We start from the raw sequence: 26,917 nt of genomic DNA, 5'->3' as shown, positions 1-26,917 counted from the left end.
TGACGTGGAACCCCTTGGGCAGCGGTGCGCATGAGTAGCCTCTGGCGCTCCGGGCGAGAGCAACCGGAACACCCGGACTCCCGGACAGCCGGAGAGACCAGGAGCCCCGGGGACCCGGGGACCCCCGGGGACCCGGACCACCCGTAACACCCGGATCTACGAGTGCAACGCGAACAACGAGTACACAGCGGGGGAGTCGTGTCGTTCGAGGAGGAGTGGGCGGCCGAGCGTACGGCTGCCGCGGCCCGGGTCAGCATGCGCTTGAACGGGCTGCCCGACCAGGCCGGTGGCACCGGCGGTGGCGGCGGTGGCACCGACCTTCAGGTGCGGCAGGACCACCTCGGCGCCATCGGCCACGCCGCGTACGAGCTGAACGGCAGGCTCGCGAAGGACGGCGACCACGCCCGTACCGACACCGCGGAGGCGGCGGCCGGCCTGTCGCGGAACGGCTTCCGCACCGGTGCGGCCATGGCGACCGTGCAGGAGACCTGGGCCTCCCAGCTCCGCACGCTGCTGGACGCCTGCGCGCACATCTCCAACCACCTCGACTACAGCGCGGCCGCGCATGCGAAGGACGACGAGGACATCAGGACGGCGCTCGCCGTGTCCAAGATCAGCGAGTACTTCAAGTAGGCGGGAGTCAGGGTGTGTTGACCTTCGACAACGTGTACCGGGCGCCGCTCGACAAGATGAAGGCCGCGGCGGACCGCTGGTCCGAGATGAAGGGCAAGCTGGAGGCCCTGGCCGAGGATGCTCGGAAGACCATGGCGGCGAAGGCCAAGGCTGACGACTGGCGGGGTGTGAACGCCGAGGTCACCAAGCCGTTCATCGACAAGACCGCGAAGGAGTTCGAGGACGCGGCGAAGGCGGCGGAAGGCATCCACAGGATTCTGGAGGACGGCTACCGCGCCTTCAGGAAGGCGAAGAACGATCTGACGAAGATCGTCGAGACCGATGCGCCGCACGGCGGCCTCGTCGTCAGGAGCGACGGGAGCGTGGAAGCCCGCTACTCCCTGCAGCGGGACGCCATCGCGCGCCCCGACCCCGAATCCCCCGCATCCGACCGCGAGCAGCGCGAGGCGATCGCGGCCATGAAGCGTCGCATCGACGCCGTCGTCGACAGCTGCGACGACGCCGACGAGGCCTGCTCGAACGCGTTACGGGCCAACATCACCGGCGACAAGCACGACTTCAGCGCCCCGAGGTACGTCAGCCTGGACGCCGAGGAGGCGCAGCGTGCGGTCGATCTGGCGAAGAAGGGCCGGGAGCTCTCCCATGGGGAGCTGGTACGGCTCAACGAGCTGCTGGGCGACAACACGGCCTCGAAGGCCTTCTCCAGGGCCTTCTACGACGGCCTCGGGCCGAAGGGCGCTCTGGAGTTCTTCGGGCACCTGGCCACCGACACGTACGGCGGCAACGAGTCGGAGCCGGACAAGCAGCGCCTGGCGGACGTCCGGGCCCTCCAGAAGAACCTGGGCCTCAACCTGGCCACCGCGACGCAGGGCGGCGACGGGTGGACCGAGCAGTGGTCGGCCGAGATGCGGAAGCTCGGCACGGAACGCGTTCCGCTGTCCCGGAACGACAACAGCCCGGCGTTCGGCTACCAGCTGCTCGGCGGCATCCTGCGGAACGGCGACTACGACCCCAAGTTCCTGGTCCCCATCGCCGAGCACGTCACCCAACTGCACAGCCGGGAACCGCACTTCTTCGCCCAGAACGCCGGCGGCTGGATCAGGGACCCGTACAACCCGTCCGGAGTGAACGGCTCCGGGTTCAACCCGGGGATCCCGATGCTGGAGGCGCTGGGCCACAGCCCGGAGGCCGCGAAGCGGTTCTTCTCGGCCGAGCCGACGCCGTACGAGAGGGACGGCAGCGTCGGGGGCACGCTCGACCTGGGCAAGGACAAGGACGGCGCGGCGATCGGCAACTACCTCGACTTCTTCGCCAACGAGAAGTACGAGTCCTTCGCCGACGTCGACGGCCGCGACGCCGGCGCGGCGAAGAAGGCCGCGGACTACATGCCGGACGCTCTGGGGCATGCGCTGGAGGCGGCGACGCTGGGGCATGCTTGGGACGCCCCGAGGCCCGAGCTCCACCGGGACGCGACGACGGCCGAGATCATGACCGAGGTCGTGGCGAAGTACGGCGATGAGGCAGGGCTCGTCAAGAAGCACCAGTCCGCTCTGGCGGACAGCCTGGGCAACATGGGTGCCGGCTATATCGACGACCTCAACTGGGCTTTGGCCAAGAACCGCGAGGGAAGCCCGTTCGCGCCCACCGGTGACGATGCCGGCCATCCCAAGTTCGGGCGGGAAGCCGCGACGAGGTTCCTCACCACCTTGGGGCAGCATCCGGACGCGTACGCCACGGTCTCCACTGCTGAGCGCCTCTACACGGCCAGCGTGTTGGAGGCCCAGGTCAGGTCCGATGGCCGGATCGATGAAGCGCATGCTCGAAACGCCGTTCTCACCGGTTCCCTGCTGCAAGGCACATTGGACGAAGCTCGGGCCAATCAGGTCGAAGCTGAGGGCATGAAGATCCACGAAGATTACGAGAAGGCGCAGGAGAAGAAGGCCGCCTGGGTGGAGTTCGGGACCGCGACTGCCATCGCGGCAGGCGTCGCCTTCCTACCGGCTACGGCCGCGGCAGCGGGCGCCGCCGTGATCCTCGTTCCGCTCGCGGTCGACACGGGCTCCGGTGCCATGGAAACGATGGCGGGCCAAGTCGTCGGCGACTGGTCCGACAAGTCGATCGAGGACCACAAGGACGCCACGGAAGACAAGATCCATGAAGACCGACGGGCCATCTATGAAGCCGGCAGATACAGCGCCGAGGCGCCCATGGAGCGCTTCGTCGCCGCCCACCGCTCGCAGGTGAGCAGCGGGTTCGAACACGGCCTCATCACGGATGCGTACCTCGGTTACGGGGTGGGCAACAAATTTGCCGAGACGGTCGGCAACGCGCCGGAGACGGGCTGATCACGTGACGGAGACGGGAATTCCCTTCCGGAAGACGACCAGAGCAGTCGCAGCGGCTTTCAGCACCTTCCTTCTGCTCGTTGGCTGTGAGGAGCAACCGCAGCAGCCAAGGGTCACCGCAGCGCAGCAATGCGACGACACGCTTTCCTCCGATGCGGCCCACGCCCTGGAGACGGTGTTGGCGACCAAGCGGTTCAACGATGCGCCCACAGGAGGCCTGGCACGCGCCGAGGATCAGCTGATCGAGGACTACGCCACGCGGGAGCGGCGGTCGCTGCACCGTCCCATGTGCCGCGCGGGCGTTTCCCATCGCACGGACCGGGTGGAAATCCGCTTCGGTCTCTATCACCCTGACGACCTCTTCGGAGACATTCGTGTCAGCGGGCTTCACCCTTATGTCATGGGCAGGGAGGCGCGCTCTGGACCGGAGAAGGCGTATCTGTTCGTCTTGTGCGCCAGCCCTCGGCTCGAAGGGTCCGCCAGGAGCCCTGCCCGCATCATGGGGACGCTCACCTTGGACAACTCCAAGCTGCCCGACACCGTCGCCGTCCGGGAAGCCAATCTCACCGTCCTGCACTCCGTCACCCTCGCCGTCGTCAAGAGGCTCGGATGCGAGAACAACGCGGGGCTCACGGAAAAGCCCGTCTTCAGGCCGAGATAGAAGAAGGAGATAGGGGCGGCTCTCCTCGGAGAGCCGCCCCTATGTCCGGCTGGAGACCGTGGCGGGAATTGAACCCACGTAACTCGCTTTGCAGGCGAGCCCCTCAACCACTCGGGCACACGGTCGTGGTGGTGTTGCGGTGGTGACGAGAAAGACGTTAGGCGGTGGGCGAGCGCGGGCTCAACGGTTTCGGTGGGGCTGCAACATGACTGCCATGTGGCGTTCATGGTCGTAGGACCAGCGGGGCAGGGCGGATGCGACTCGCGACAGGGGTCATATCCCGATTCGGCCCTTACTCTGGAGCGTATGAGTGCCCTCGAACCGCGCGACGCCGACGCCGACGTCGTCGCGCAGCAGCCCGCCGCCGCAGCGTCCGTCGTCTCCGGCGGCGGATCCGTGCTCGACCGGACGCACCGGGCGCTCAGCATCGGCATCGTCTCCGTCGTCCTGCTCATCGCCTTCGAGGCGACCGCCGTCGGAACCGCCATGCCCGTCGCGGCCCGGGAGCTGGACGGCGTGCCGCTCTACGCCTTCGCCTTCTCCGCGTACTTCACCACCAGCCTCTTCGGCATGGTGCTCTCCGGGCAGTGGTCCGACCGCAACGGGCCGCTCGCGCCGCTGACCGTCGGCATGAGCTGTTTCGCGGCCGGGCTGCTGCTCTCCGGGACTGCCGGCGCCATGTGGCTGTTCATCCTGGGGCGGGGCGTCCAGGGCCTGGGCGGCGGGCTGGTGATCGTCGCGCTGTACGTGGTGATCGGCCGCGCCTACGAGGAACATCTCCGGCCGGCGATCATGGCCGCGTTCGCCGCGAGCTGGATCGTCCCCTCCGTCGTCGGGCCGCTCGCGTCCGGAACGATCACCGAGCACCTGGGATGGCGCTGGGTCTTCGTCGGCATCCCGGCCCTCGTCGTGTTCCCGCTCGCCCTCGCCCTGCCCGCCATCCGACGCACCGCCTCCGGCCCCGCCGACCCCGAGGCGCCCGTCGCCCCCTGGGACCGGCGGCGTATCCGGCTGGCGCTCGGGATCTCCTCCGGCGCCGCCCTCCTCCAGTACGCAGGCCAGGAGCTGCGCTGGCTGTCCCTGCTGCCGGCGGCCGTCGGCGCCGCGCTGCTCGTCCCCGCCGTACGCGGGCTGCTACCCCGCGGCACGTACCGGGCGGCGCGCGGCCTGCCGTCCGTGGTCCTGCTGCGCGGAATAGCCGCCGGATCGTTCATCGCCGCCGAGTCCTTCGTCCCGCTGATGCTCGTCACCCAGCGCGGCCTGAGCCCCACCCTCGCCGGGCTCTCGCTCGCCGTCGGTGGCCTGACCTGGGCACTCGGCTCCTGGGTCCAGTCCCAGCCGCGCACCGAGCCGTACCGCGAGCGCCTGGTCGTCGTCGGCATGGTGCTGGTCGCCGCCTCGATCGCGGCCGCCCCGAGCGTCCTGATCGAGGGCGTCCCGGCATGGGTGGTCGCGGTGGCCTGGGCCTTCGGCTGTTTCGGCATGGGCCTGGTCATCGCCTCGACCAGCGTGCTGCTCCTCAAGCTGTCGGCACCCGAGGAGGCGGGCGCGAACTCCGCCGCCCTGCAGATCTCCGACGGCCTCTCCAACGTCCTGCTGCTCGCCGCGGGCGGCGCCGCCTTCGCCGCGCTCGGCGGAGGAGCGGTGGGTCACGCCGTCGTGGAAGCCGGCGCGAGTGCCGGTGCGAGCGCCGGCGCCGGGTCACACCCCGCCGCCTTCGCCGCCGTCTTCCTGCCGATGGCCGGCGTCGCCGCGATCGGCGGCTGGGTCGCCACCCGGCTGGGGAGTCCCGCTACGGCCTCAGCCACGGCCATGGGCGCAGGCGCAGGCGCAGGCGCAGGCGCTGGCGCTGGCAGGGACAGGGGCACAGGGGATCGGCAGCAGGCTTGACCGGCCGGGCGGGCGGCGGGCGAGAGGGGACGCACCGGCCTGAGGTGGCCCAGCGCCTGCCGGGCCCGTAAGCCCGTGCCCTCTGTCTGTCGGCCCGTAAGCCGGTGGCCGCCGTCTGTCGGCCTGGTAGGTCCGTGGCCGCCGTCTGCCGCCCCCCCCGTAACCCCTCGCCCCGCCCGCCTGCCCCCAAAACCCCTCGCCCCCGCCTTCGCCCCCCACTACCGTCCTCGCATGCGTCACGACACCCGCGCCCGCACCCTCACCCTGCCCCTCGGCGACGATCTGGCCGCCGAGATCGCCGATCTTGCCGACGCGCGCGGCGTCTCCGTCGAGGAGCTCGCCGTCGAAGCCGTGCGGCGGTACGTGGAGCTCCAGGCCACCCTCGTGCAGCACGAGGCCATGCGGCTCGCCCTGAAGCACAACCCTCTGCTGAGGAGGCTCGGAGAATGAGTCAGGCGAGTGGGATGGGCGGGACGGGCGGGATGAGTGGGATGAGTGGGGTTATCGCGGTGACGCGAGCGGCGGCCGAAGGAGGCTCGGCCCGTGACGCTCGGGCGCACGGCGGCGGCTCCGCCCCCCTCGCCCGGCCCAGCCGGTTCCTCACCGTCGCCGAGGTCGTCGCCATCGCCCGTACCGCCTTCACCGGCGACGGCGTGCCCGAGCTGCGTGCGCCCGGGCTTCTGGAGTCCGCCGTGCATCGGCCTCGCGCCCGGATGTTCGGCGAGAGCGCGTATCAGGACGTGTACGAGCAGGCCGCCGTCCTGCTGCACGCGATCGCCTCCAACCATCCCTTCGTCGACGGGAACAAGCGCGCCGCCTGGCTCTCCTCCGCCGTCTTCCTCGCCGTCAACGGAGTCGACCTCGCCGACGTCGACCACGACCGGGCATACGAGCTGGTCGTGGGCGTGGCCGCCGGCGAAGTGGGGGACATTCGCGACATCGCGGGGCGTTTGCGCGAGCTGTGAGGACTCTCTCACGAGGCGGTGGCGCGGCGGTGATGCTGCCGGGTCGCGGCGGTCGCACCGGTAAGGTGGCCCGGTTGTCATATCTGGACGAGCGTCGAACCGGAGATCGTGACTACCACCGCCACCTCCTCACACCACCTCTCTCCCGCCTTCCCCGGCCGCGCCCCCTGGGGCACCGCCAACAAGCTGCGAGCCTGGCAGCAGGGCGCGATGGAGAAGTACATCCAGGAGCAGCCCCGTGACTTCCTCGCGGTCGCCACGCCCGGCGCCGGCAAGACCACCTTCGCGCTGACCCTCGCGTCCTGGCTGCTGCACCACCACGTGGTGCAGCAGGTCACGGTCGTCGCGCCCACCGAGCACCTGAAGAAGCAGTGGGCGGCGGCCGCCGCGCGGATAGGGATCAAGCTCGATCCCGACTACAGCGCCGGGCCGCTCAGCAAGGAGTACGACGGGATCGCCATCACGTACGCCGGCGTCGGCGTACGGCCCATGCTCCACCGCAACCGCAGCGAACAGCGCAAGACCCTCGTCATCCTCGACGAGATCCACCACGCCGGAGACTCCAAGTCCTGGGGCGAGGCCTGCCTCGAAGCCTTCGAGCCCGCCACCCGCCGGCTCGCCCTCACCGGCACGCCCTTCCGTTCCGACACCAACCCCATCCCCTTCGTCACGTACGAGGAGGGGAACGACGGGATCCGGCGGTCCTCCGCCGACTACACCTACGGCTACGGCAACGCCCTCAGCGACGGCGTCGTCCGGCCCGTCATCTTCCTCTCCTACAGCGGCAACATGCGCTGGCGCACCAAGGCCGGTGACGAGGTCGCCGCCCGCCTCGGCGAGCCGATGACCAAGGACGCGATCTCCCAGGCCTGGCGCACCGCCCTCGACCCGCGCGGCGACTGGATGCCCAACGTGCTGCGCGCCGCCGACCAGCGGCTCACCGAGGTGCGGAAGTCCATCCCGGACGCCGGCGGACTCGTCATCGCCTCCGACCAGGACTCGGCACGCGCGTACGCCAAGCTCATCCGCGAGATCACCGGCACCAAGGCCACCGTCGTCCTCTCCGACGACGCCGGCGCCTCCGGCCGCATCGACGAGTTCAGCGCGAACACCGACCGCTGGATGGTCGCGGTCCGCATGGTGTCCGAGGGCGTCGACGTACCGCGGCTCGCCGTCGGCGTGTACGCGACGACGATCTCGACGCCGCTGTTCTTCGCGCAGGCCGTCGGCCGCTTCGTGCGATCCCGCAGGCGCGGCGAGACGGCGTCCGTGTTCCTTCCCACCATCCCGAACCTCCTCGGCTTCGCGAGCGAGATGGAGGTCGAGCGCGACCACGTCCTCGACCGGCCGAAGAAGGAGGGCGAGGAGGACCCGTACGCCGAGTCCGAGAAGGAGATGGCGGAGGCGGAGAAGCAGCAGGACGAGGACACCGGCGAGCAGGACATGCTGCCCTTCGAGGCGCTGGAGTCCGACGCCGTCTTCGACCGCGTCCTCTACAACGCTGCCGAGTTCGGCATGCAGGCCCACCCCGGCAGCGAGGAGGAGCAGGACTACCTCGGCATCCCGGGCCTCCTCGAACCCGACCAGGTGCAGCTGCTGCTGCAGAAGCGGCAGGCCCGGCAGATCGCGCACAGCCGCAAGAAGCCGGACAGCGAGGCCGATCTGCTGGAGCTTCCTGCGGAGCGGCGGCCCGTCGTTTCCCACAAGGAGCTGCTGGAGCTGCGCAAGCAGCTCAACACGATGGTCGGCGCGTACGTCCACCAGAGCGGCAAGCCGCACGGCGTGATCCACACCGAACTGCGCCGTGTGTGCGGCGGCCCGCCGAGCGCGGAGGCGACCGCCGGGCAGATCCGCGAGCGGATCAAAAAGGTGCAGGAGTGGGCCACCCGGATGCGGTGAGCCCGGCGGGGCGGCCGGCCGGGGCGAGCCCGGTCGTGGCCGGGCGGCGGGTCCGGCGGGTCCGGCGGGTGAGCAACCCGTAGCCGTAGCCGTAGCCGTAGCCGTAGCCGTAGCCGTAGCCGTAGCCGTAGCCGTAGCGTCGGCGTCGGCGTCGCCGTGGGGCCGTGGCCGGAGCCGTAGCCGCGGGCCGCGCCCGTGGCCCCGGCCGTGATCCGCGACCGTGGACCCGGCCGTTGCCGCAGCCGTGACCGCGTGACGCACCCCCGCGAGAAGTGATCGAGGCCCGTACGCAGGCGGCGTACGGGCCTCTTCCCATCCCGCGGGGAAGCGGGACATGGCGGCGAGGAACCAGCCCCCACGGCAGTACCTCGCTTCCTCCACGCTACGAGCTCCCCGCGGGTTGTCTTGTCCGCCAAAGTCCCGCGTTCGGCCGACTTAGGTCCCGAACCGCCCGTATCCGGTCGCACGCGCCCGGATTCTGGACGAGGTCTTCCGCTGAGCGGAGCACGCCGCTACTGTCCCGGCTCAAGCAAACGCCCCGTGGCAGCGCCGCCGCGGAGCGCAGCCGGTGTACCCCGTCCTGCCGGCGGCCTCTGACGTGCGTCGCCGATGGGACCGGTGTCGCAGCTCTCGTACGAGTCCGCTGTCACTCACTCCGAAGGAGAGGGCGTCGTGACCGCGGAGACCTCCCAGACGCTCGACCGGGGACTTCGAGTCCTCAAGCTGCTCGCCGACACCGACCACGGCCTGACCGTCACCGAGTTGTCCAACCGACTCGGTGTGAACAGGACCGTCGTCTACCGACTGCTCGCCACCCTCGAGCAGCACGCCCTGGTCCGCCGTGACCTCGGCGGCCGCGCCCGGGTCGGGCTCGGCGTGCTGCGCCTGGGCCGGCAGGTGCACCCGCTCGTACGGGAGGCCGCGCTGCCCGCGCTGCGCTCGCTCGCCGAGGACATAGGCGCCACCGCGCACCTCACCCTCGTCGACGGGGCGGAGGCACTGGCGGTCGCCGTCGTCGAACCCACCTGGACCGACTACCACGTGGCCTACCGCGCCGGCTTCCGGCACCCGCTGGACCGCGGGGCGGCCGGCCGCGCGATCCTCGCCGCCCGCCAGGGCGAACTCATCGAACCCGGCTACACCCTCACCCACGGCGAGCTGGAGGCGGGCGCGAGCGGCGCCGCCGCGCCGCTGGTCGGCGTGACCGGCATCGAGGGCAGCGTCGGCGTCGTCATGCTCGCCGACGCCGTCCCGGAGCGCGTGGGCCCCCGCGTCGTCGACGCGGCACGCGAGGTCGCCGACGCACTGAGGTAGGCCGAGGGGGCGCGGGTCGACGCCCGCCGACGGCAGACCGCCCCCAGGTCGCGGGCTCGGGCCCGTGGCCGGCGCGCCCGTGGCCTGCTGGCCCATGGTCGGCGGCCGGCTACCGCTGCGGCGCGGGCGCTTCTGCTTCGGGGCCGCCGGCGCCCGCGACCAGCGTGCCCAGGGACGTTCTCTCGTGGGTCACCGAGCGGCCCGTCCTGGTCGTCGTCAGCAGGCCCGCCGCCCGCAGGGCGGCCGTGTGGGCCGAGGCCGTCGCGTTGCTGACCCTCAGTGCGCGGGCCAGGGTCGTCGTGGTGTGGGGCTCGGTGAGCAGCCGGAGGAGTTCGGCGCGGGTGCGGCCCAGGACGGCGGCCAGGGCCTCGTCCGGGGACGCCGGGCCGTCCGGTACGGGCGGGAGGCCCGGGCCCGCCGGGTAGGTGAGGACCACCGGGCGGCCCGGCAGGTCCTGGACGAGCGGGCCCGCCGGGTGGTGGAAGGTCGGCAGCAGAACGAGACCGCGGCCGTCGAGGCGGACCTCCCGGACCGCCCCGCCCGGCCGGTGCCACGCCTGCTCCCCGCCTCGGCCCCGGCTTCGCCCGCGAAACCACTCCCGGCCCTGCTCCGCCTCCCGGCTCGGGGCCGGCTCTTGCCTCCCGGCTCGGTCCGGGTCCTGCTCCCCGGCTCGTCCCGGTGTCCGCTCGCGTTCGCCCTCCTGCCCCTGCTGCTGTCCCTGGTTCGCCTCGCAGCTCCATTCCCACACACCTGCGTGCAGTGTGCTGCCCGGAGCCAGGGCCGTCAGCGCGGCTGCCGTGCCGTGCTCCGCCGCCGCCAGGGCGTAGCGGGTGAACTCCTCGCGGTGCAGGTCCTGGACGACGGGCCAGACCGGGGCCAGCACCGTCTCGTACGCGGCCCGCTGGGCGCGCAGCACGGTGCGCCAGGCCGTTTCCTCGCCCGCGTGCAGGCCCCGGACCCAGGAGGGCGCCGGGGTCGCCCCGTACACCCGTTCCAGCTCGGAGCGGACGAGGCCCGGGGCGGTGCCGCGGATCAGCGCGAAGGCGTCCGGCAGCGTGTCGGCGAGCACGTCGAGGAACGACGGCGGGCGGCCCGCCGGCACCAGGTCGGCGAGTGGCGCGGCGCCTCCCGGGAGCGAGCGCAGGACGCGGCCGCGCCACGGCCCGAACAACGGCGCGGGCGGTCCGGAAAGCGGTCCGCCGGGCGGGGTCACGGCCGTCGTCAGGGCCGCGTGCAGCTCCTGGAGCGGGGCCGGACGGGGCGCGAAGCGGACGCGGGTGAGGTCGTCCGCCGTGAAGTGGAGGCGCAGCGCCGTTCCCCGTGTCCGCACAGAACCCACGACTCCTCGTCTTCCGCCAGCCTTTCGGGCAGGGCCTGAAGCTTCGCGACGCCACGGGCCCCGCGCCCAGCATGCCCGTATGACCTCTCGACGCATTCTTCTCAAGGGCGCCCTGCTCGGGACCGCCGCCGCTCTGCTGCCCGCTGCCGAGGCACCGGCCTGGCCCGGGCCAGCGAACGGAGCCGGGGCCAGGCACGCCGCCGTCGCCGACCGCGGCCCGCTCCTCCGGCTGCCCGCGCCCAGCGGCCCGTATCCCGTGGGCCTGCGCACCGTCCATCTGACCGACCCGGGCCGTACCGACCCGTGGGTGGGTGGCGTACGGGAGCTGATGCTGACCGTCCTGTACCCGGCGTGCTCCGTACGGGGCTTCCGCCGGGCACCCCAGCTCACTCCGGCCGAGGCCGAGGTCTTCGCCGAGTACGCGCCGCACGTCCACCCGGGGCTGCCCGGGCCGGGCGCGGTGGACTGGGGCGCGGTCCTCACCCACGGGCACGTCGGCGCACCGCCGCTGCCCGGGCGTCGGCCGGTGCTCCTGTACTCGCCGGGCGGCGGCGACTCCCGCACCCTCGGCAGCACCCTCGCCGAGGACCTGGCCAGTCGCGGCCGGGTGGTCGTGCTCGTCGACCACCCCGGCGACGCCACCCAGGTGGAGCTGCCGACCGGGATGCGGACGACCGTCCTCGCCGGGCCGCCGGACCCGGCGACCTTCCGGACGATGACCGACACCCGCGTCGCCGACCTCCGTTTCGTCGTCGACCGGCTCGTCCGGGGCAGTCTGGGAGAGCCGGCGCTCGCGCGGGTCATGGACCCGGCCAGGATCGGGATGTACGGGCACTCCGCGGGCGGCACGGCGGTGGTGTACGCGGCCCACGGCGACCGCCGGATCGGCGCGGTGGCGAACCTGGAGGGCTACCTCGACCGGGAACCGCCGCCGCTCGGCTTCGACAGGCCGCTGCTGCTGTTCCGTACCGACGGCTTCGCGGAAGCCGCCCGCGTCGAGTCCTCCTGGGCGGGCCTGCCCGGCCGCCGCGCACTGCTCGCCGCCGCGAACCACTGGGCCTTCACCGACTACGGCTCGCTGGTCCCGCCCCTGCACGCCGCCGGCCTGGTGACGGCCGAGGCCCGTGCCGCCCTCGTCGGCACCGGCGACCCGGCCGCGACGCTCGCGACGCTGCGGCGCGAGGTGGGGACCTTCTTCGCGCGCCACCTGCGCGAGGACCGGCGCGACGGCGGCCGGGCGGGCGCCCAGTAGATTGGGGGCGTGCTCTCCCGTCTCGCCGGTCTCCCGCGCACCCGTGCCCTCGCGCTCTGCGCCCTGCCCGTCGCCGCGCTGTTCGCCGTCGCCGGGCTCGCACCGCTGCCGTACGCCATCGCACAGCCCGGCACGACCGTCGACGTGCTCGGCAAGGACCAGGGCCGCGAGGTGATCACCGTCACCGGCGTCCCGGTCCGCCCGACCGAGGGCCAGTTGCGGATGACGACGATCCTGGCGACCGGGCCGTCGGCCTCGCTCGACCTGGCGGACGTGGCCGACGCCTGGTTCCGCACCGACCGGGCCGTGCTGCCGAAGTCCTCCGTCTACCCGACGGGCAAGTCCGACGAGGAGATCGAGCAGCGCAACCTGGGCCAGATGAAGGAGTCGCAGGACGCGGCGACCCTCGCCGCGCTCGGCTATCTGAAGCTGGACCCGAAGAAGGTGAAGGTCACCCTCCACCTCGCCGACGTCGGCGGCCCCAGCGCCGGGCTGCTGTTCTCCCTCGGCATCGTCGACAAGATCGACGGGGACGGCGACGGCGGCGAGCTGACCGGCGGCCGGGCCGTCGCCGGGACGGGCACGATCGAGCCGGACGGCACGGTCGGCGCGGTCGGCGGCGTGTCCCTGAAGACGCAGGCCGCCGCCCGGGACGGTGCCACCGTCTTCCTGGTGCCGAAGGCCGAGTGCTCCGACGCGCAGGCCGAGCAGCCGAAGGGGCTGCGGCTGGTCCCGGTGACCACGCTCAGCGACGCGGTGTCGTCCCTCCGGGCACTGGAGCAGGGCCAGGAGTCGAAGGTCCCGAGCTGCTAGGGCCCGTCACGGGCGGTACCCCGTCCGTCGGCCCGCCGAGCCCGGCCCCCGCCGCCGGGACCTGCGCGCCGGTCGCGGCCGCTGTCTTCGTCCTCGCCGGGGCGTCCAGCTCCCGCCAGACGGGGAACAGCACCGGCGACAGTGTCGCCAAGACGAACGCCCCGCCGACCGTGAGCAGCGCCGCGGTGATCCCCACGCTCTCCACCAGGAAGCCGGCGATGAGGGCGCCGAGCGGATTGATGAGCAGCACGGAGGCCGTGCTGGCGCCGCCGACGCGGCTGCGCAGCTCCTCGGGCACCACCTCGTAGAAGGCGGTCGTGAGGATCGGGTTGAGCACCCCGGCGCCCAGCCCGCCGAGCGCCGCCGCCACGAGCATCGGCGGAACGGTGTCGGTGAGCGCGGCCGTGACGATGGGCGCGCCGGATATCAGGAAGCCGGCCGTGAAGACCGGCCGGCGCGGGAATCGGTGGCCCATGACGCCGTAGAGCAGCGCGCCGGCGAGGGCGCTTCCGCCGAAGACGGCGACCAGCAGACCCTGAGCAGCCGAGCCGCCGAGCTCCTCGCGGGCGTGGATCGGCAGCAGCACCGCGCTCCAGCTCAGGGCGAGTCCGTTGGTGACCATCACCATGAGGTTGACGGCGAGCAGCAGCCGGGTGCGCAGCAGGAAGGAGTAGCCCTCGCGCAGGTCGGCCCGGTAGGAGGCCAGGCTCAACGCCGGTGCGTCGCGCAAGGGTTCGGCGGCCGGGACACCGCGCAGGCCCGCGAGAACGAGCAGCGCGGAGACCAAGAAGGTGGCGGCGTCGACGTAGAGCACAGTGTCGGCGCCTATCAGCGCCACGAGCAGGCCGCCGACGGCGGCGCCGGCCATCCGTGCGCCGCGCGAGACGGCGTCGTAGAGGCTGGCGGCGGGGGACAGCGGAGTGCCGGCGTGCCGGGCGAGGTCGGGGACGAGGACGTGGCGGGCGGTCTCGCCGGGCGCGTGGAAGAGGCCGGTGACAGCCATCAGCGCGCACAGCAGCCAGAACTGCAGCAGACCGGCCCGGCTCAGCAGCGGGATCGCGGCGAGGGCGAGGGCGCAGACCAGGTCGGAGACGACGGAGACCCGGCGGCGGCCGATCCGGTCGATGACCGGGCCGCCCGCGAGGGCGGACACGACGACGGGCGCGGCGGCGCAGAAGGCGACCAGGCCGGCCTTGCCGGCGCTTCCGGTGGTCTCCAGGGCGAACCACGGCACGCCGATGAGGGTGAGCGAATTGCCGCTGATGGAGACGGCGTTGGCCGACAGGACGGCGGCCAGGGGCGACCGCGAGCGCGAATCCGCGTGCGGGTCGGTGAGTTTCGGCGGACGTGACGGTTCGCGCGCGGACATGGCGGTTCCCCCCGGTTCGGTCAGCGGCTCTTGAGTAGCGTCTCGGTGCTCGGTGCTCGGTGCTCGGTGCTCGGTGCTCGGTTCCCGTATCCGGTTGTCGGATCTCGGGAAGAGCGGCGTCAGTTGGCGCCGTGCTGCGGGAAGGCGTGCAGGTGCATCCGTATCCGCTGCGTCTGCGTGCCCTCGGGCTCGGCGTTCGCGCGGTACTCCTCGATCAGGTCGTGGATCCTCGTGTTGAGCTCGTGCGCGCGCTCCGGCGAGAGGTGGAGCGTGAAGTCGCTCATGTCGGAGGAGTCCTGCCAGACCTCGTCGAACTGGTGGCGGGTGCCGAGGTAGGTGTTGAGCTCCTGGGTGTGGATGTTCGCGATCTCGTGGAGGAAGACCTCGACGGCACCCTGGACCTCGGGGTCCGGGTTCTTGTGCAGTGACGCGTCGAACGAGGTGCCCTGCTGGGAGGCCTTCCACCAGCGCTCCCGGCCCTTGCCGAGCTCCGGCGCGTCCTCGACGAAGCCGTGGGCGGCGAGCTGGCGCAGGTGGTAGCTGGTGGCGCCGCTGGACTCGCCCAGCCGCTCGGCGAGTCGGGAGGCGGTGGCCGGGCCGTGGTGGCGCAGGGCGCGGAGCATCTGGATGCGCAGCGGGTGGGCCAGGGCACGCAAGGAGCGCGGGTCGAGGACGCGGCTACCGGAAGGGCCGGCCGCCGCGACTGCACGCTCGCCTGCGTTCGCGCCCTCGTTCTCGCGCGCTCTCTCGTTCCCGCTCTCGTTCTCGTTCTCGTTCTCGGGCATGACACAACCGTAGAGTTGCAAAGAGACCGCTGCAAGGGTTTTTTGCAGAACTTCTTTGCAACTCGACGAAGGACCCCGACGGCTACCGCGGCGGTTCGCGGTCCTCCGCGGCCTGTTCCACCAGCGGGATGATCCGCAGCGGGACCGGGTTCTCCATGACGATCGCCGTGGAGGCCCGGACGATGCCGTCGAAACCGACGACCCGGTCGATCACCCGCTGGAGATCGGCGTTGGAGCGGGCCACGAGCCGGCACAGCATGTCGCCGTGGCCGGTCGTGGTGTGCAGCTCCAGGACCTCCGGGACGGTCGCCAGGTGCCCCCGTACGTCGGCGCCCTGGCCCTGCTTGATCTCCAGGGTCGCGAAGGCGGTGACCGGGTAGCCCAGGGCCGCGGGGTCGACCTGGGGGCCGAAACCGCGGATGACCCCGTTCGACTGAAGCCGGTCGAGCCGCGCCTGGACCGTGCCGCGCGCCACCCCGAGCCGCCGCGAGGCCTCCAGGACCCCGATCCGGGGCTCGCGCGCGAGCAGCGCGATCAGGCGGCCGTCCAGATGATCGATCGCCACAGGGGCCTCCCGATGGTCATGATGTACAAGTCGCCCGCCCATACTGCCCAGTCGCTGTACACATTGACCAGGGGAACAAGAAACTATTGCGCAGCCTGCCGACCAGCGCGACTCTGCTCCCATGACTGAGACCATCGATCACACCCCTTCCACCGCGCGTGAGGCCGATCCCTTCCCGGTCAAGGGAATGGACGCGGTCGTCTTCGCCGTCGGCAACGCCAAGCAGGCCGCGCACTACTACTCCACGGCCTTCGGCATGAAGCTCGTCGCCTACTCCGGACCGGAGAACGGCAGCCGGGAGACGGCGTCGTACGTCCTCACCAACGGCGCCGCGCGTTTCGTGTTCACCTCCGTCATCAAGGCCTCCACCGACTGGGGCCACTTCCTCGCCGAGCACGTCGCCCAGCACGGTGACGGCGTGATCGACCTGGCGATCGAGGTGCCGGACGCGCGCGCCGCCTACGCCCACGCCGTCGAGCAGGGCGCCACCGGCCTGGTCGAGCCGTACGAGCTCAAGGACGAGCACGGCACCGTCGTCCTCGCCGCCATCGCCACCTACGGCAAGACCCGCCACACCCTCGTCGACCGCTCCGGCTACGACGGCCCGTACCTCCCCGGCTACACCGCCGCCGCCCCCCTCGTCGAGCCGCCGGCCAAGCGCACCTTCCAGGCCATCGACCACTGCGTCGGCAACGTCGAGCTCGGCAAGATGAACGAGTGGGTGGCCTTCTACAACAAGGTCATGGGCTTCACGAACATGAAGGAGTTCGTGGGCGACGACATCGCGACCGAGTACTCGGCCCTGATGTCCAAGGTCGTCGCCGACGGCACCAAGAAGGTCAAGTTCCCGATCAACGAGCCGGCGATCGCGAAGAAGAAGTCGCAGATCGACGAGTACCTCGAGTTCTACGGCGGCCCGGGCGTCCAGCACATCGCCCTCGCCACCAACGACATCGTCGCCACCGTGCGCGCCATGCGCGCCGCGGGCGTCGAGTTCCTCTCCGTCCCGGACGCGTACTACGACACGCTCGGCGAGTGGGTCGGCGACACCCGCGTCCCGATCGACGAGCTGCGCGAGCTGAAGATCCTCGCGGACCGCGACGAGGACGGCTACCTGCTGCAGATCTTCACCAAGCCGGTGCAGGACCGCCCGACCGTCTTCTTCGAGATGATCGAGCGTCACGGCTCCATGGGCTTCGGCAAGGGCAACTTCAAGGCCCTGTTCGAGGCGATCGAGCGCGAGCAGGAGCGCCGCGGCAACCTGTAGCCGCGCATCCCCCGACACGAGGGGCCCGGTCCAGGGGCGACACCCCGGGGCCGGGCCCCTGTCACGCCCCGGCGCACGCCGACCGCGCCAGGGGCATCCCCGGTGACACCCCGGGCGGGTTACGGGGGGCTCGCCCGGGGGCCGTCGGACGCACGACGGACAGGAGCGGGGGACGTGGAGGGAACCGCGTTCGGGACGTGACGCGTGATTTGTGGCGCGGAGACCGCGCCCGCACGTCTTCCGGACCAGACCGCGCCGTAAATCATGCAGTCCCGGACGCGGTTCCCGGAACGGCCCCCGCGCCACCACCCCCGCCGGCCTTCGGCACGTCGGGCTTCACCGCCGCCTCCGGCGTCACCGCCCCCTCCGGCTCCACCGCCGCCCCCGGCTTCTCAGCCTCCCCGGGCCGGGCCTCCCCAGCCCGCGCGTCCCCCGGCCGTACGTCATCAGTCCGCACGTCCTTGGGCAGTTCGTCCGGCGGTTCGCCGAGCGCCTTCACGGCCTGTTGCGCGCGCGGCGCGAACAGCGGCGAGAAGGACGGGTTGGTCCGCAGCGCCTCCGCGAGGTGGCGGCGCGCAGGGCCGTAGTCCTCCAGCGCCCGCTCGATCTCACCGCGGTGGTACGCGAAGAGCGCGCTGCGCAGCCCCTCGTCGGTGGCCCGCTTCGCGAACTCCAGGGCCTCCTTAGGCTCGCCCGACCGGAAGAGGGCCCAGCCGAGCGCGTCCGCGACCTGCACCGAACGGTGCCCCCGCGCCCACTCCGCGCGCAGCCGCCGCACCGCCGCCGCCGGGTCGCCGTGGTCCGCGTCGAGCAGCCCGAGCACCACCTCCGCGCCCGGCCAGGCGCCGGTCCGCAGCCGCTCGTACAGCGCCTGCGCCTCCTCGTCCCGGTCCAGCGCCTCGTGCAGCTCGCCCGCCTCCAGGAAGTACTCCGGCAGCGGCAGCCGCTCCAGCGCGGCCCGCCAGTCGCGCACCGCCTCCCGCGTCCGGCCGAGCGCCGCGAGCGCCCGCGCCCGGCCCGCGAGCGAGGGGCCGTGCCCCGGTACGAGCCCGAGCGCCGCCCCGTACTGCGCCAGCGCCTCCTCCGGCTCGCCCCGCTCCCACGCCAGGTCGCCGAGCCGGGCGAGCGCCGCCGCCTTCTCCGCGTCCGTCGCGGCCAGCGCCACCGCGTCCGCGGCCGCCGCGCCCGCGTCCTCGCGCCAGCCGCGGTTGCGGTACAGCTGCGCCGAACGCGCGCTGACCGCCGCGCCCGAGTGCAGCTCGGTCAGCGTCTCCGTCGCCTTGGCGGCCGCCTTGTAGTCGCCGAGGCCGTTGTACGCGTCGATCAGCACCGGATACGCCGGCCAGCGCTTCGGATCCGCGGTGCGCACCCGCTCGCCCCACTCCCTGGCCGACTTCCAGTCGCCGCGGGCGTTCGCGAGCGCCGCCATGCCCAGCTGGGCGTCCAGGTTCCCGCGGGCGGCCGGCCGCACCGCGAGGGAGCGCTTCAGGGCCGCCTCCGCGCGCGGCAGGTCCGCGGGGTCGGCGCGCCGCAGACCACGCTCCGTGTAGGCCGCGCCGAGCACCGTCCATGACGCCTCGTCACCGGGATGGGCCTTCAGCCACTTCTCCCGGTCGCCGATCAGCGCGACCAGATCGGGCAGCGCCGCCTGCGCGCCCGCGTGGGCCGCCTCCGCGGCCCGCTCGGCAGGACCCGGCGCGGGCGGCGGCGTCCGGCCGGCCAGCTCGGGCACGTACAGAAGGGCCGCCGCCGCGAGCACCGCGACGGCCCCGCCGGCGAGGACCGCCCTCGACACGTTCTCGGTCTTCATGGCGCTCACTGTGCGCCCGTACGCGGCTGTACGAAGAGCACACGAGCCGCCCGTTCCGGCGGGTTCACACCGATGGCCCCGGGTGCCACGCTGGAGGCATGGACGATCTTCAGCAGGACGATCCTCGGCCGGACCACCCGCACCCGGACGACTCCCAGCCGGACGACTCCCAGCAAGGCCACCCCCAGCAGGGCCACCCCCAGCCGGGCGACCCTCAGGGGGCCGGCCTCGTCGCGCGGCTCCACACGATGCTCCGGGCCGGGCTGCCCGCCGACGCCGTGCTCACCGACCCGGACGTCATGGCCTCCTACTCCCGCGACATGGCGAGCTTCTGCACGGCCGGCACCCCCGCGGCCGTCGTGCTCCCGCGCACCGTCGAACAGGTCCAGCACGTCATGCGCACGGCGACCGAGCTGCGCGTCCCGGTCGTCCCGCAGGGCGCCCGGACCGGTCTGTCGGGCGCCGCTAACGCCTCCGACGGCTGCGTCGTGCTCTCCCTCGTCAAGATGGACCGCATCCTGGAGATCAGCCCGGTCGACCGGATCGCCGTCGTCGAGCCGGGCGTGATCAACGCCGTCCTCTCCCGGGCCGTCGCGGAGCACGGCCTGTACTACCCGCCGGACCCGTCCAGCTGGGAGATGTGCACCATCGGCGGCAACATCGGCACCGCGTCCGGCGGCCTGTGCTGCGTGAAGTACGGGGTCACCGCCGAGTACGTGCTCGGCCTCGACGTCGTCCTCGCCGACGGGCGGCTGCTGCGCACCGGCCGGCGCACCGCGAAGGGCGTCGCCGGATACGACCTGACGCGGCTCTTCGTCGGCTCCGAGGGCAGCCTCGGCATCGTTGTCGGGGCCGTGCTCGCGCTGAAGCCGCAGCCGCCGGCGCAGCTCGCGCTCGCCGCCGAGTTCCCCTCGGCGGAGGCCGCCTGCGAGGCCGTCTGCGCGATCATGGAGCGCGGCCACACGCCGTCGCTCCTCGAACTCATGGACGGCACCACCGTCCGCGCCGTCAACCGGCTCGCGCACATGGGCCTGCCCGACAGCACCGAGGCGCTCCTGCTGTGCGCGTTCGACACCCCCGACCCGGCTGCCGACCTCGCCGCGGTGGGTGAGCTGTGCCGGGCCGCCGGGGCGACCGAGGTCGTACCGGCCGAGGACGCCGCAGAGTCCGAACTGCTCCTCCAGGCGCGCCGGCTCTCGCTCACCGCCCTGGAGACCATCAAGACGGCGACGATGATCGACGACGTGTGCGTGCCGCGCACCAAGCTCGCCGCGATGCTCACGGGCACGGCGGACATCGCGGAGAAGTACGGGCTGACCATCGGGGTCTGCGCGCACGCGGGCGACGGCAACACCCATCCCGTCGTCTGCTTCGACCACGCCGACGAGGACGAGTCGCGCCGGGCGCGCGAGTCCTTCGACGAGATCATGGCGCTCGGGCTCGCGCTGGGCGGCACGATCACCGGTGAGCACGGGGTGGGCGTGCTGAAGAAGGAGTGGCTGGCGCGGGAGCTCGGGCCGGTGGGCGTGGAGCTGCAGCGCGGGATCAAGAAGACCTTCGACCCCCTGGGCCTCCTGAACCCGGGCAAGCTCTTCTGACACTCGCGCCCCTTCTCGTACGGAGCTGCCTCGTGCGGGGCCGTCACGTTCGGGGCTGTCTCGTACGGCTCTGCCGCGCACGGAGCTGCCTCGCACCGGGCTCACATCTCGCCCTCGGTGGACTCGTCCGACGGCCACGGGTCGCTCAGCCACAGCTCGTCCGCCACGACCGTGGTGGCGAGGAGTTCGGCCAGACCGTCGTCGATGCCGAGCTGCTCGGTCTCGGTGCCCGGCGGGACCGCGCGCAGGGTCCGCTCCAGCCAGGCGGACACCTGCGCGGACGGCGCCTCCAGGAGCGCGTCGCCGTCCGGCGACGACAACGCCATGAGGATCACGTTGCGGCCCTCCACCTTGGTCGGCCAGATCCGGACGTCACCGTGGCCGCAGGGCCGGAAGACGCCCTCGACGAGCAGTTCGCGGGCGAAGGTCCAGTTGACCGGGTGCTCGGAGCCGACGTGGAAGGTGATGTGGACGGCGTACGGGTCGTCCACGCGGTACGCGAGCCGGGCCGGGACCGGGATCGAGCGCTCGGGGGAGAGGACGAGCTTCAGCTCGAGCTCGCGCTCGACGACGTTGTTCTCGGTGTTCTGCATGGTGCTGCTGCCTCTCTCTCAGTACGGGCCCGCGGTGGGCCTTCACGTAGGGAGAGAGGGGTCGGGCGGATCCATTACGCGACTTCGGGAAACTTTCCGAGGAATTTTTTCGGGGAGGTTCCCGAGGCCCGAGGATCACCCTCTGTGACGAAACGCCGGGGCTGTCCCTCGAAGGCGGGCTTTCTGGTGGGCTCCTTGTCCCTGCGGCGGCGTTCTTCGTTACTGTCCTCCTTGGGCTCGGCGCGGTCGGCGCGGTCGACGCGCGGCCCGGGCGGACCAAAGGCGTTGTGACTGAACGGAGTCGGGGCAGTGGCTACTCCTCCTGGAGGCGGCGGAGACGTACCGCAGGCGGGCTACTACCCGGATCCGTCGATTCCGGGGTACATCCGCTTCTGGAACGGCGGCGCCTGGGTGCCCGGCACGAGCCGCCCCGCGCCCAAGGAGGGCGAGGCGCTTCCGGCCCCGCCGGTCCCCGTGGCGCCCCAGCTGGCCCCGAGCCCGGCTCCGGCCCCGTCCGTGCCTTCGGCTCCGGCCGTCCCCGCCGTCCCCGCCGTCGAGGAGACCGGGCCGGTCTTCTTCGACGAGGACCCGGCCCCCGCCGAATCCCGACCCCAGTCCGGGCCTCAGTCCGGGCCGCAGCCCGCGCCCGAGCCGCAGCAGTCGCCGGCACCGCAGGAGCCCGCCTCGGCGTGGCAGGCCAGCACCTCCCGGCAGACCGGCTTCGGCGGCGAGCGCGACCAGAGGGTGTCGTGGGGCGCGGCGGAGGACCCGCGCGCGGCGACGGCCTGGCCGGCGGCGGGCGCACCGAAGCCCGAGAGTCGGCCCGCGAGCGGCGGGGTCTCGATGCGACGCGAGGCGCCGGCTCCCGCCGCCGAGCAGCCGGAACCGGCGGCCACGCCCCCGACCGCCACGCCTCCGGCCGCGGCGCCGCCCGCGCAGCAGGCCGCACCGGCCGCACCGGCCGCGGCAGCGACCTCCGCCCCGGCCCCCGCCCCGGCACCTCTCCCCGTCCCGGCACCTCTCCCCGCTCCGGCGCCCACCCCCGGTCCGGCCCCGGCTCCCGCTCCCGCGTGGCCCGAGGCCGGCGGCAGCGCCCCCGCGGCCGAGGCGCCGCCCGCGCAGACCGGTCTCCCGGGCCAGCGGCTCGGCGGCATGCCCGTCAACCCGGCGCCCGCCCCGGCCTCCTGGGCCCCGCAGCCTCCCGCCCCCGCCCGGCCGCAGCCCCAGGCCCCGGTCCAGGCCCAGCCCCAGGCCCCGGTCCAGCCCCAGGCCCCGGCTCAGCCCCAGCCGTCCGCGTCGGCGGCACAGGACCAGCCCGTCGTGCCGTGGAAGCCGCCCGTCGAGGACGTGTTCCTGTCCGCCGCCCGGGCGCAGGCCGCGGCGAAGCCCGCCGGACTCGGACGGCGCCTGCTGGCGCGGCTCGTCGACGGGCTGGTGCTCGGGGCGCTGGTCGGCGCCGTGTCGTACCCCTTCGTCACGGCCGCGCTCCAGCACATCGACGAGAAGATCGAGGCCGCCAAGCAGTCGGGCGTCACCGTCCAGGTCTGGCTGGTCGACGGCACCACCTCCGTGCAGTTCGGGATCGTGCTCGCCGCCTTCCTCGTGCTCGGCGCGCTGTACGAGGCGCTGCCCACGTCGCGGTGGGGCCGCACGCTCGGCAAGAAGCTGTGCGGGATCGAGGTCCGGGACATCGAGGCGCACGAGCCGCCGACCTTCGGCGCCGCGCTGCGCCGCTGGCTCCTCTACGCGGTGCTCGGGCTGCTCGGCGTCGGGCTGCTCAACGTCCTCTGGTGCGTGTTCGACCGGCCCTGGCGCCAGTGCTGGCACGACAAGGCGGCCGGCACCTTCGTAGCCCGCTAGGCCGTCTCTTCCGGTCTTGGCCGGGTCCGAAAGAAACGGCCTAGGCCACCCCTCCACCGGTCCGCCCGCCGTCCCCCGAACGGCGGGCGATCGATTGCGGGGGTCCCGTGCCCGGGATGCACTGCCCCCATGAGCAACGATCAGCCGCCGCCGCCCCCAGGTCAGCCGCCCGACGACGACCCCTTCCGGAAGAGGCCGCCGGACCAGCCCCCGCCGTCGGGCGACCAGCCCCCGCCGGGTAACCCGTACGGGTCACCTCCACCACCCCCACCGTCCTACGGCGAAGGCGGAGGACCCTACGGCGGTGGCGAAGGCGGAGGACCCTACGGCGGCGGAGGCGGACCCTACGGCGGCGGCGGGCCGTACGGCGGTGACCCGTACGGCGGCGGTCCCTACGGCGGCGATCCGCTCGCCGGGATGCCGCCGCTCGCCGACTCCGGCAGGCGCATCGCCGCCCGTGTCATCGACTGGCTGATCGTCGCCGTGCCACTCGCGATCATCGGCATCCCGTTCAAGGTGTACGACCGCGCAGGCGACGGCAGCGACTGGGACGACACCGTCAACAGCCTGAACGGCGGCGGGCAGCTGGTCTTCCAGCTGATCACGATCGTGGCGTACGTCGCGTACGACACCGTGATGACCGCCAACAAGGGCCAGACCCTCGGCAAGAAGTGGATGAAGCTACGGGTCGCGATGCTCAACGACGGCTCGACGCCGCCGATGAACGCCTCCCTCATCCGCGCGATCGTGCTCTGGCTGCCCGCGCTGATCTGCTGCGCCTGTCTGTGGCCGTTGCTCCTGCTGATCCTGATCCTCGTGGACAAGCCGTACAAGCAGGGCCTTCACGACAAGGCGGCCAGGACGGTGGTGGTGTCCGTACCGCAGTAGGCGCCAACCTCCCGAAAGGGGCGCGCGGTTACGAACCGATCCGGGTGTCCGCCCCGGCCCCCACGGGCGCGGCGGGCACCCGGATCTCCTCGTTCCCGGGGCCGGACGGAGCGGTGGCGGCCGAGGTCTTGACGTGCCGTGCCCGCACCGGCATCGTCACCGCCACCAGCACTCCGAGCATCAGGCCCGCGGCGGAGATGGCTGTGATGCCGAGGGCCGTGGTGGTGCCGGAGAGCAGCAGCAGGGCGACGGTCGAGAGCACGACGGTGGCCGAACCGTAGGCGTACTGTGCGGCGTTCGGTCGCTGCATGGCGGTTACCGTCCCTCGGGGCGCGTGGCGAGTGCGACTCTACGACGGTGGATGCCCGGCCGCACCGGAAGTAAGCGTGACCTAACCCACGTCGCCGATGCACGGGGGGCGCAGGGGCGCACAGTCGCGCCGAATATGCGGCCGACGAAAGTTAGTTCCATGTTCGACTATCGGAAACCGACTCCCGCATAGTGCAGTTGGCCTGTCCAAGTCAAGATCTGTCTTTTCTGCTTCAACTCCGGTCGAATGTCGTCACTTGTGACGCGTCACCCGTTCGGCGGACACCCCACCACCGATCCGCCGCTGCGAGGTGCGCCGGGGAGGACAGAAACAAGTGAACAACAGACGACGGGCGATCCGGACGTCCGCGATCGTCGTGGCGCTCGCCGCCACGGCCGCCACCGCCTCGACCCTCGGTACCGCGTGGGCCGCTGACCACGACTCCACGCCGGCCGCCGCGGCGGCTGCCAGGGCGAACGCGGTGGACGCCACCACGGTCGACCACGACCTCGAGGGTCCGTTCAGCAAGCAGCAGGAGCAGCAGCGCCAGGCCGCCATCGAGCAGGTGCTCAACGGCGAGACCAAGGTCGAGCGCCGCAACGGCTCCCAGGTGGTCAAGCTCGACAACAAGAAGTACGTCGAGCTCGCCCGCGAGAAGACCGACAAGATCTTCACCATCCTGGTCGAGTTCGGCGACCAGGTGGACAACACCACCCTCGTCGACCGCAAGGACGACGACACGGACGAGCTGAAGCCGAAGTACGGCGGCCAGCCCGGGCCGCTGCACAACCGGATAGCCGAGCCCGACCGGTCGAAGGACAACTCGACCGCCTGGCAGGCGGACTACGACCGGCAGCACTTCCAGGACCTCTACTTCGGCACCGGCAAGGACAAGGACGGCAAGCCGAAGGAGTCCCTGAAGACCTACTACGAGAAGACCTCGTCCGGCCGTTACTCGGTCGACGGCACGGTCACCGACTGGGTCAAGGTCCCGTACAACGAGGCCCGCTACGGCTCGAACTACTGCGGCCAGCACAACTGCGGCAACGTCTGGGACACCGTCCGCGACGGCGTCACCGCCTGGGCCGCCGACCAGAAGGCCAAGGGCCGCACCGACGCCCAGATCAAGGCCGACCTGGCGCAGTACGACCAGTGGGACCGGTACGACTTCGACGCCGACGGCAACTTCAACGAGCCCGACGGCTACATCGACCACTTCCAGATCGTCCACGCGGGCGAGGACGAGTCGGCCGGCGGCGGCGCCGAGGGCACCGACGCGCTGTGGGCGCACCGCTGGTACGCGTACGGCACCGACGCGGGCAAGACCGGCCCCGAGGGCAACAAGGCCGGCGGCACCCAGATCGGCAACACCGGCATCTGGGTCGGCGACTACACGATGCAGCCGGAGAACGGCGGCCTCGGCGTCTTCGCCCACGAGTACGGCCACGACCTCGGTCTGCCGGACCACTACGACACCGCGGGCGGCGAGAACTCGACCGGCTTCTGGACCCTGATGTCCTCCGGTTCCTGGCTCGGCACCGGCAAGGACACCATCGGCGACATGCCGGGCGACATGAACGCCTGGGACAAGCTCCAGCTCGGCTGGCTGAACTACGCCAAGGTCAACGACTGGCAGCGCGGCACCAAGACCACCCACAAGCTGGGCGTCTCGGAGTACAACACCAAGCTGCCGCAGGCGCTCCTCGTCGAGCTGCCGAAGAAGGCCGTCACCACCGACATCGTGGCCCCCGCCGAGGGTGCCACCCAGTGGTGGAGCAACATGGGTGACGACCTCAAGAACACCCTGACCCGGCCCGTCGACCTGACCGGCAAGACCTCGGCCTCCCTGGAGCTCCAGGGCTGGTACGACATCGAGCTGGACTACGACTACCTCTACACCGAGGTGTCGACGGACGGCGGCGCCAACTGGACCGCCGTGGACGGCACCGCCGACGGCAAGCCGCTCCCGCGCGACGCGTCCGGCGCCCCGGCGCTGACCGACGTCTCCGGCGCGCACCAGAAGCTGGTCTACGACCTGAACGCCTACGCGGGCAAGAAGTTCGACCTCCGCTTCCGCTACCAGACGGATGGCGGCGCGGGCGGCAAGGGCTTCGTGGCCGACGCCATCACGCTGACCGCCGACGGCGCCACCGTCTTCTCGGACAACGCCGAGAACGGTGCCAACGGCTGGACCGCCAAGGGCTTCGAGCGCATCGGCAAGGGCTTCACGAAGGAGTACGAGCAGTACTACATCGCGGAGAACCGCCAGTACGTGTCGTACGACAAGACCCTCAAGGTCGGCCCGTACAACTTCGGCTTCACGGGCGACAAGGCCAGCTGGGTCGAGCACTACCCGTACCAGAACGGTCTGCTGATCTGGAAGTGGGACCTGTCCCAGAAGGACAACAACACCTCCCAGCACCCGGGCCAGGGTCTGATCCTGCCGATCGACTCGCACCCGAGCCCGCTGAAGTTCCGTGACGGCAGCCTGATGCGCAACCGCGTCCAGGCCTACGACTCGCCGTTCACCATCGCCCGCACCGACGGCTTCCAGCTGCACCTGAAGAACGTCGCGGCGTGGGTCCCGTCGCAGGCCGGCAACCCGGTCTTCGACGACAAGAAGGGCGTGTACTGGTTCGCCGAGAACCCGCGCGCCGGTGTCCAGGTAACTGACACCAACACCAAGATCCAGGTCGTCAAGGAGCCGAAGGACGGCCAGACCGTCACGGTCCAGGTCGGCCCCTCGGTGAAGTAAAACCGA

Annotated in this window: 22 protein-coding genes and 1 tRNA gene; 15 read left to right on the top strand and 8 right to left on the bottom strand. The window is 72.1% G+C overall.

All coding sequences use genetic code 11. The features are described from left to right. Positions 1-198: 198 nt before the first annotated feature. Genes ACFWJO_RS10420 through ACFWJO_RS10410 form a run of 3 tightly spaced genes read left to right on the top strand, consistent with a single transcriptional unit; the run spans position 199 to position 3,639 of the window. On the top strand, positions 199-633 hold the full coding sequence (locus tag ACFWJO_RS10420; RefSeq protein WP_386864302.1) for a hypothetical protein: 435 nt from the start codon (positions 199-201) through the stop codon (positions 631-633). 14 nt (positions 634-647) lie between these two features. Beyond that, positions 648-2,978 carry a hypothetical protein gene (locus ACFWJO_RS10415; protein ID WP_386864301.1) on the top strand — a complete coding sequence of 777 codons (2,331 nt, stop codon included), beginning with the start codon at positions 648-650 and terminating at the stop codon, positions 2,976-2,978. Between the two features lie 4 nt (positions 2,979-2,982). After that, a complete protein-coding gene (locus ACFWJO_RS10410) occupies positions 2,983-3,639 on the top strand; it encodes a hypothetical protein (protein ID WP_386864300.1) in 657 nt (218 codons plus the stop codon). Between the two features lie 50 nt (positions 3,640-3,689). Here ACFWJO_RS10410 and ACFWJO_RS10405 read toward each other — a convergent pair. After that, a tRNA-Cys gene (locus ACFWJO_RS10405) sits at positions 3,690-3,764 on the bottom strand. Positions 3,765-3,945: 181 nt separating this feature from the next. On the opposite strand from ACFWJO_RS10405, the gene ACFWJO_RS10400 reads away from it, so the two are divergent. From ACFWJO_RS10400 to ACFWJO_RS10380, 5 genes are all read left to right on the top strand, one after another. Further along, entirely contained in the window at positions 3,946-5,529 is a 1,584-nt protein-coding gene (locus tag ACFWJO_RS10400; protein ID WP_386864299.1) for an MFS transporter, read from the top strand. 231 nt (positions 5,530-5,760) lie between these two features. Next, entirely contained in the window at positions 5,761-5,979 is a 219-nt protein-coding gene (locus tag ACFWJO_RS10395) for a hypothetical protein (RefSeq protein ID WP_386864298.1), read from the top strand. A gap of 41 nt (positions 5,980-6,020) precedes the next feature. Further along, the gene (locus tag ACFWJO_RS10390; RefSeq protein ID WP_386864297.1) at positions 6,021-6,494 is read left to right on the top strand and encodes a type II toxin-antitoxin system death-on-curing family toxin; all 474 of its coding nucleotides are present in this window, start codon (positions 6,021-6,023) and stop codon (positions 6,492-6,494) included. 105 nt (positions 6,495-6,599) lie between these two features. Continuing rightward, positions 6,600-8,393: a DEAD/DEAH box helicase gene (locus tag ACFWJO_RS10385; protein WP_386864358.1), complete on the top strand. Its 1,794-nt coding sequence runs from the start codon at positions 6,600-6,602 to the stop codon at positions 8,391-8,393. A gap of 672 nt (positions 8,394-9,065) precedes the next feature. Beyond that, on the top strand, positions 9,066-9,707 hold the full coding sequence (locus tag ACFWJO_RS10380) for an IclR family transcriptional regulator (RefSeq protein ID WP_384408976.1): 642 nt from the start codon (positions 9,066-9,068) through the stop codon (positions 9,705-9,707). A gap of 109 nt (positions 9,708-9,816) precedes the next feature. Here ACFWJO_RS10380 and ACFWJO_RS10375 read toward each other — a convergent pair whose 3' ends face one another. Then, entirely contained in the window at positions 9,817-11,037 is a 1,221-nt protein-coding gene (locus ACFWJO_RS10375) for an ArsR/SmtB family transcription factor (protein ID WP_386864296.1), read from the bottom strand. 88 nt (positions 11,038-11,125) lie between these two features. Between ACFWJO_RS10375 and ACFWJO_RS10370 the strand changes: the two genes are divergently transcribed. Both ACFWJO_RS10370 and ACFWJO_RS10365 read left to right on the top strand, forming a co-directional pair. Continuing rightward, complete coding sequence (locus tag ACFWJO_RS10370) at positions 11,126-12,298, top strand: alpha/beta hydrolase family protein (RefSeq protein ID WP_386864295.1); 1,173 nt, start codon at positions 11,126-11,128, stop codon at positions 12,296-12,298. A 9-nt stretch (positions 12,299-12,307) separates the two neighbouring features. Then, positions 12,308-13,111, top strand: a complete 804-nt coding sequence (locus ACFWJO_RS10365) for a S16 family serine protease (RefSeq protein ID WP_386864294.1) — start codon at positions 12,308-12,310, stop codon at positions 13,109-13,111. On the opposite strand, the gene ACFWJO_RS10360 is transcribed toward ACFWJO_RS10365, so the two are convergent. The 3 genes from ACFWJO_RS10360 to ACFWJO_RS10350 form a co-directional block, all read right to left on the bottom strand. After that, positions 13,044-14,480: an MFS transporter gene (locus tag ACFWJO_RS10360; RefSeq protein ID WP_386864293.1), complete on the bottom strand. Its 1,437-nt coding sequence runs from the start codon at positions 14,478-14,480 to the stop codon at positions 13,044-13,046. The genes ACFWJO_RS10365 and ACFWJO_RS10360 overlap by 68 nt on opposite strands. Positions 14,481-14,599: 119 nt before the next feature. After that, a complete protein-coding gene (locus ACFWJO_RS10355) occupies positions 14,600-15,265 on the bottom strand; it encodes an ArsR/SmtB family transcription factor (protein ID WP_386864292.1) in 666 nt (221 codons plus the stop codon). Positions 15,266-15,347: 82 nt separating this feature from the next. Next, on the bottom strand, positions 15,348-15,830 hold the full coding sequence (locus ACFWJO_RS10350; RefSeq protein WP_384408988.1) for an Lrp/AsnC family transcriptional regulator: 483 nt from the start codon (positions 15,828-15,830) through the stop codon (positions 15,348-15,350). Positions 15,831-15,951: 121 nt separating this feature from the next. Between ACFWJO_RS10350 and hppD the strand changes: the two genes are divergently transcribed. Then, entirely contained in the window at positions 15,952-17,097 is a 1,146-nt protein-coding gene (gene hppD, locus ACFWJO_RS10345) for a 4-hydroxyphenylpyruvate dioxygenase (protein ID WP_386864291.1), read from the top strand. Positions 17,098-17,359: 262 nt separating this feature from the next. Here the strand turns inward: hppD and ACFWJO_RS10340 are convergent, their stop codons facing one another. Beyond that, a complete protein-coding gene (locus tag ACFWJO_RS10340; RefSeq protein WP_386864290.1) occupies positions 17,360-18,907 on the bottom strand; it encodes a hypothetical protein in 1,548 nt (515 codons plus the stop codon). 248 nt (positions 18,908-19,155) lie between these two features. On the opposite strand from ACFWJO_RS10340, the gene ACFWJO_RS10335 reads away from it, so the two are divergent. Further along, entirely contained in the window at positions 19,156-20,505 is a 1,350-nt protein-coding gene (locus ACFWJO_RS10335) for an FAD-binding oxidoreductase (RefSeq protein WP_386864357.1), read from the top strand. A 101-nt stretch (positions 20,506-20,606) separates the two neighbouring features. Here the strand turns inward: ACFWJO_RS10335 and ACFWJO_RS10330 are convergent, their stop codons facing one another. Next, on the bottom strand, positions 20,607-21,098 hold the full coding sequence (locus tag ACFWJO_RS10330) for an SsgA family sporulation/cell division regulator (RefSeq protein WP_386864289.1): 492 nt from the start codon (positions 21,096-21,098) through the stop codon (positions 20,607-20,609). Between the two features lie 309 nt (positions 21,099-21,407). Here ACFWJO_RS10330 and ACFWJO_RS10325 point away from each other — a divergent pair, with 309 nt between their 5' ends. Together ACFWJO_RS10325 and ACFWJO_RS10320 are read left to right on the top strand one after the other, a co-directional pair. Next, the gene (locus tag ACFWJO_RS10325; protein ID WP_386864288.1) at positions 21,408-22,958 is read left to right on the top strand and encodes an RDD family protein; all 1,551 of its coding nucleotides are present in this window, start codon (positions 21,408-21,410) and stop codon (positions 22,956-22,958) included. A 129-nt stretch (positions 22,959-23,087) separates the two neighbouring features. After that, the gene (locus tag ACFWJO_RS10320; RefSeq protein WP_386864287.1) at positions 23,088-23,846 is read left to right on the top strand and encodes an RDD family protein; all 759 of its coding nucleotides are present in this window, start codon (positions 23,088-23,090) and stop codon (positions 23,844-23,846) included. Positions 23,847-23,874: 28 nt separating this feature from the next. On the opposite strand, the gene ACFWJO_RS10315 is transcribed toward ACFWJO_RS10320, so the two are convergent. Beyond that, on the bottom strand, positions 23,875-24,156 hold the full coding sequence (locus tag ACFWJO_RS10315; protein ID WP_386864286.1) for a hypothetical protein: 282 nt from the start codon (positions 24,154-24,156) through the stop codon (positions 23,875-23,877). Positions 24,157-24,490: 334 nt separating this feature from the next. Between ACFWJO_RS10315 and ACFWJO_RS10310 the strand changes: the two genes are divergently transcribed. Beyond that, positions 24,491-26,911 carry an immune inhibitor A domain-containing protein gene (locus ACFWJO_RS10310; protein WP_386864285.1) on the top strand — a complete coding sequence of 807 codons (2,421 nt, stop codon included), beginning with the start codon at positions 24,491-24,493 and terminating at the stop codon, positions 26,909-26,911. Positions 26,912-26,917 lie beyond the last annotated feature (6 nt).

The sequence above is a fragment of the Streptomyces sp. NPDC127092 genome, from assembly GCF_042722475.1.
Classification (GTDB): Bacteria; Actinomycetota; Actinomycetes; order Streptomycetales; family Streptomycetaceae; genus Streptomyces.
The sequence above is the reverse complement of the archived record's forward strand: the minus strand, read 5'-3'. Positions and strand labels throughout refer to the sequence as shown.

Excerpts from the sequence above, each read along its gene's own strand:
- ACFWJO_RS10355 (WP_386864292.1), bottom strand. The coding sequence starts at position 15,265 with ATGCCCGAGAACGAGAACGAGAACGAGAGCGGGAACGAGAGAGCGCGC.
- hppD (WP_386864291.1), top strand. The coding sequence starts at position 15,952 with ATGACTGAGACCATCGATCACACCCCTTCCACCGCGCGTGAGGCCGAT.
- ACFWJO_RS10330 (WP_386864289.1), bottom strand. The coding sequence starts at position 21,098 with ATGCAGAACACCGAGAACAACGTCGTCGAGCGCGAGCTCGAGCTGAAG.
- ACFWJO_RS10370 (WP_386864295.1), top strand. The coding sequence starts at position 11,126 with ATGACCTCTCGACGCATTCTTCTCAAGGGCGCCCTGCTCGGGACCGCC.
- ACFWJO_RS10390 (WP_386864297.1), top strand. The coding sequence starts at position 6,021 with ATGAGTGGGGTTATCGCGGTGACGCGAGCGGCGGCCGAAGGAGGCTCG.
- ACFWJO_RS10335 (WP_386864357.1), top strand. The coding sequence starts at position 19,156 with ATGCTCCGGGCCGGGCTGCCCGCCGACGCCGTGCTCACCGACCCGGAC.
- ACFWJO_RS10360 (WP_386864293.1), bottom strand. The coding sequence starts at position 14,480 with ATGTCCGCGCGCGAACCGTCACGTCCGCCGAAACTCACCGACCCGCAC.
- ACFWJO_RS10340 (WP_386864290.1), bottom strand. The coding sequence starts at position 18,907 with ATGAAGACCGAGAACGTGTCGAGGGCGGTCCTCGCCGGCGGGGCCGTC.
- ACFWJO_RS10395 (WP_386864298.1), top strand. The coding sequence starts at position 5,761 with ATGCGTCACGACACCCGCGCCCGCACCCTCACCCTGCCCCTCGGCGAC.
- ACFWJO_RS10320 (WP_386864287.1), top strand. The coding sequence starts at position 23,088 with ATGAGCAACGATCAGCCGCCGCCGCCCCCAGGTCAGCCGCCCGACGAC.
- ACFWJO_RS10315 (WP_386864286.1), bottom strand. The coding sequence starts at position 24,156 with ATGCAGCGACCGAACGCCGCACAGTACGCCTACGGTTCGGCCACCGTC.
- ACFWJO_RS10400 (WP_386864299.1), top strand. The coding sequence starts at position 3,946 with ATGAGTGCCCTCGAACCGCGCGACGCCGACGCCGACGTCGTCGCGCAG.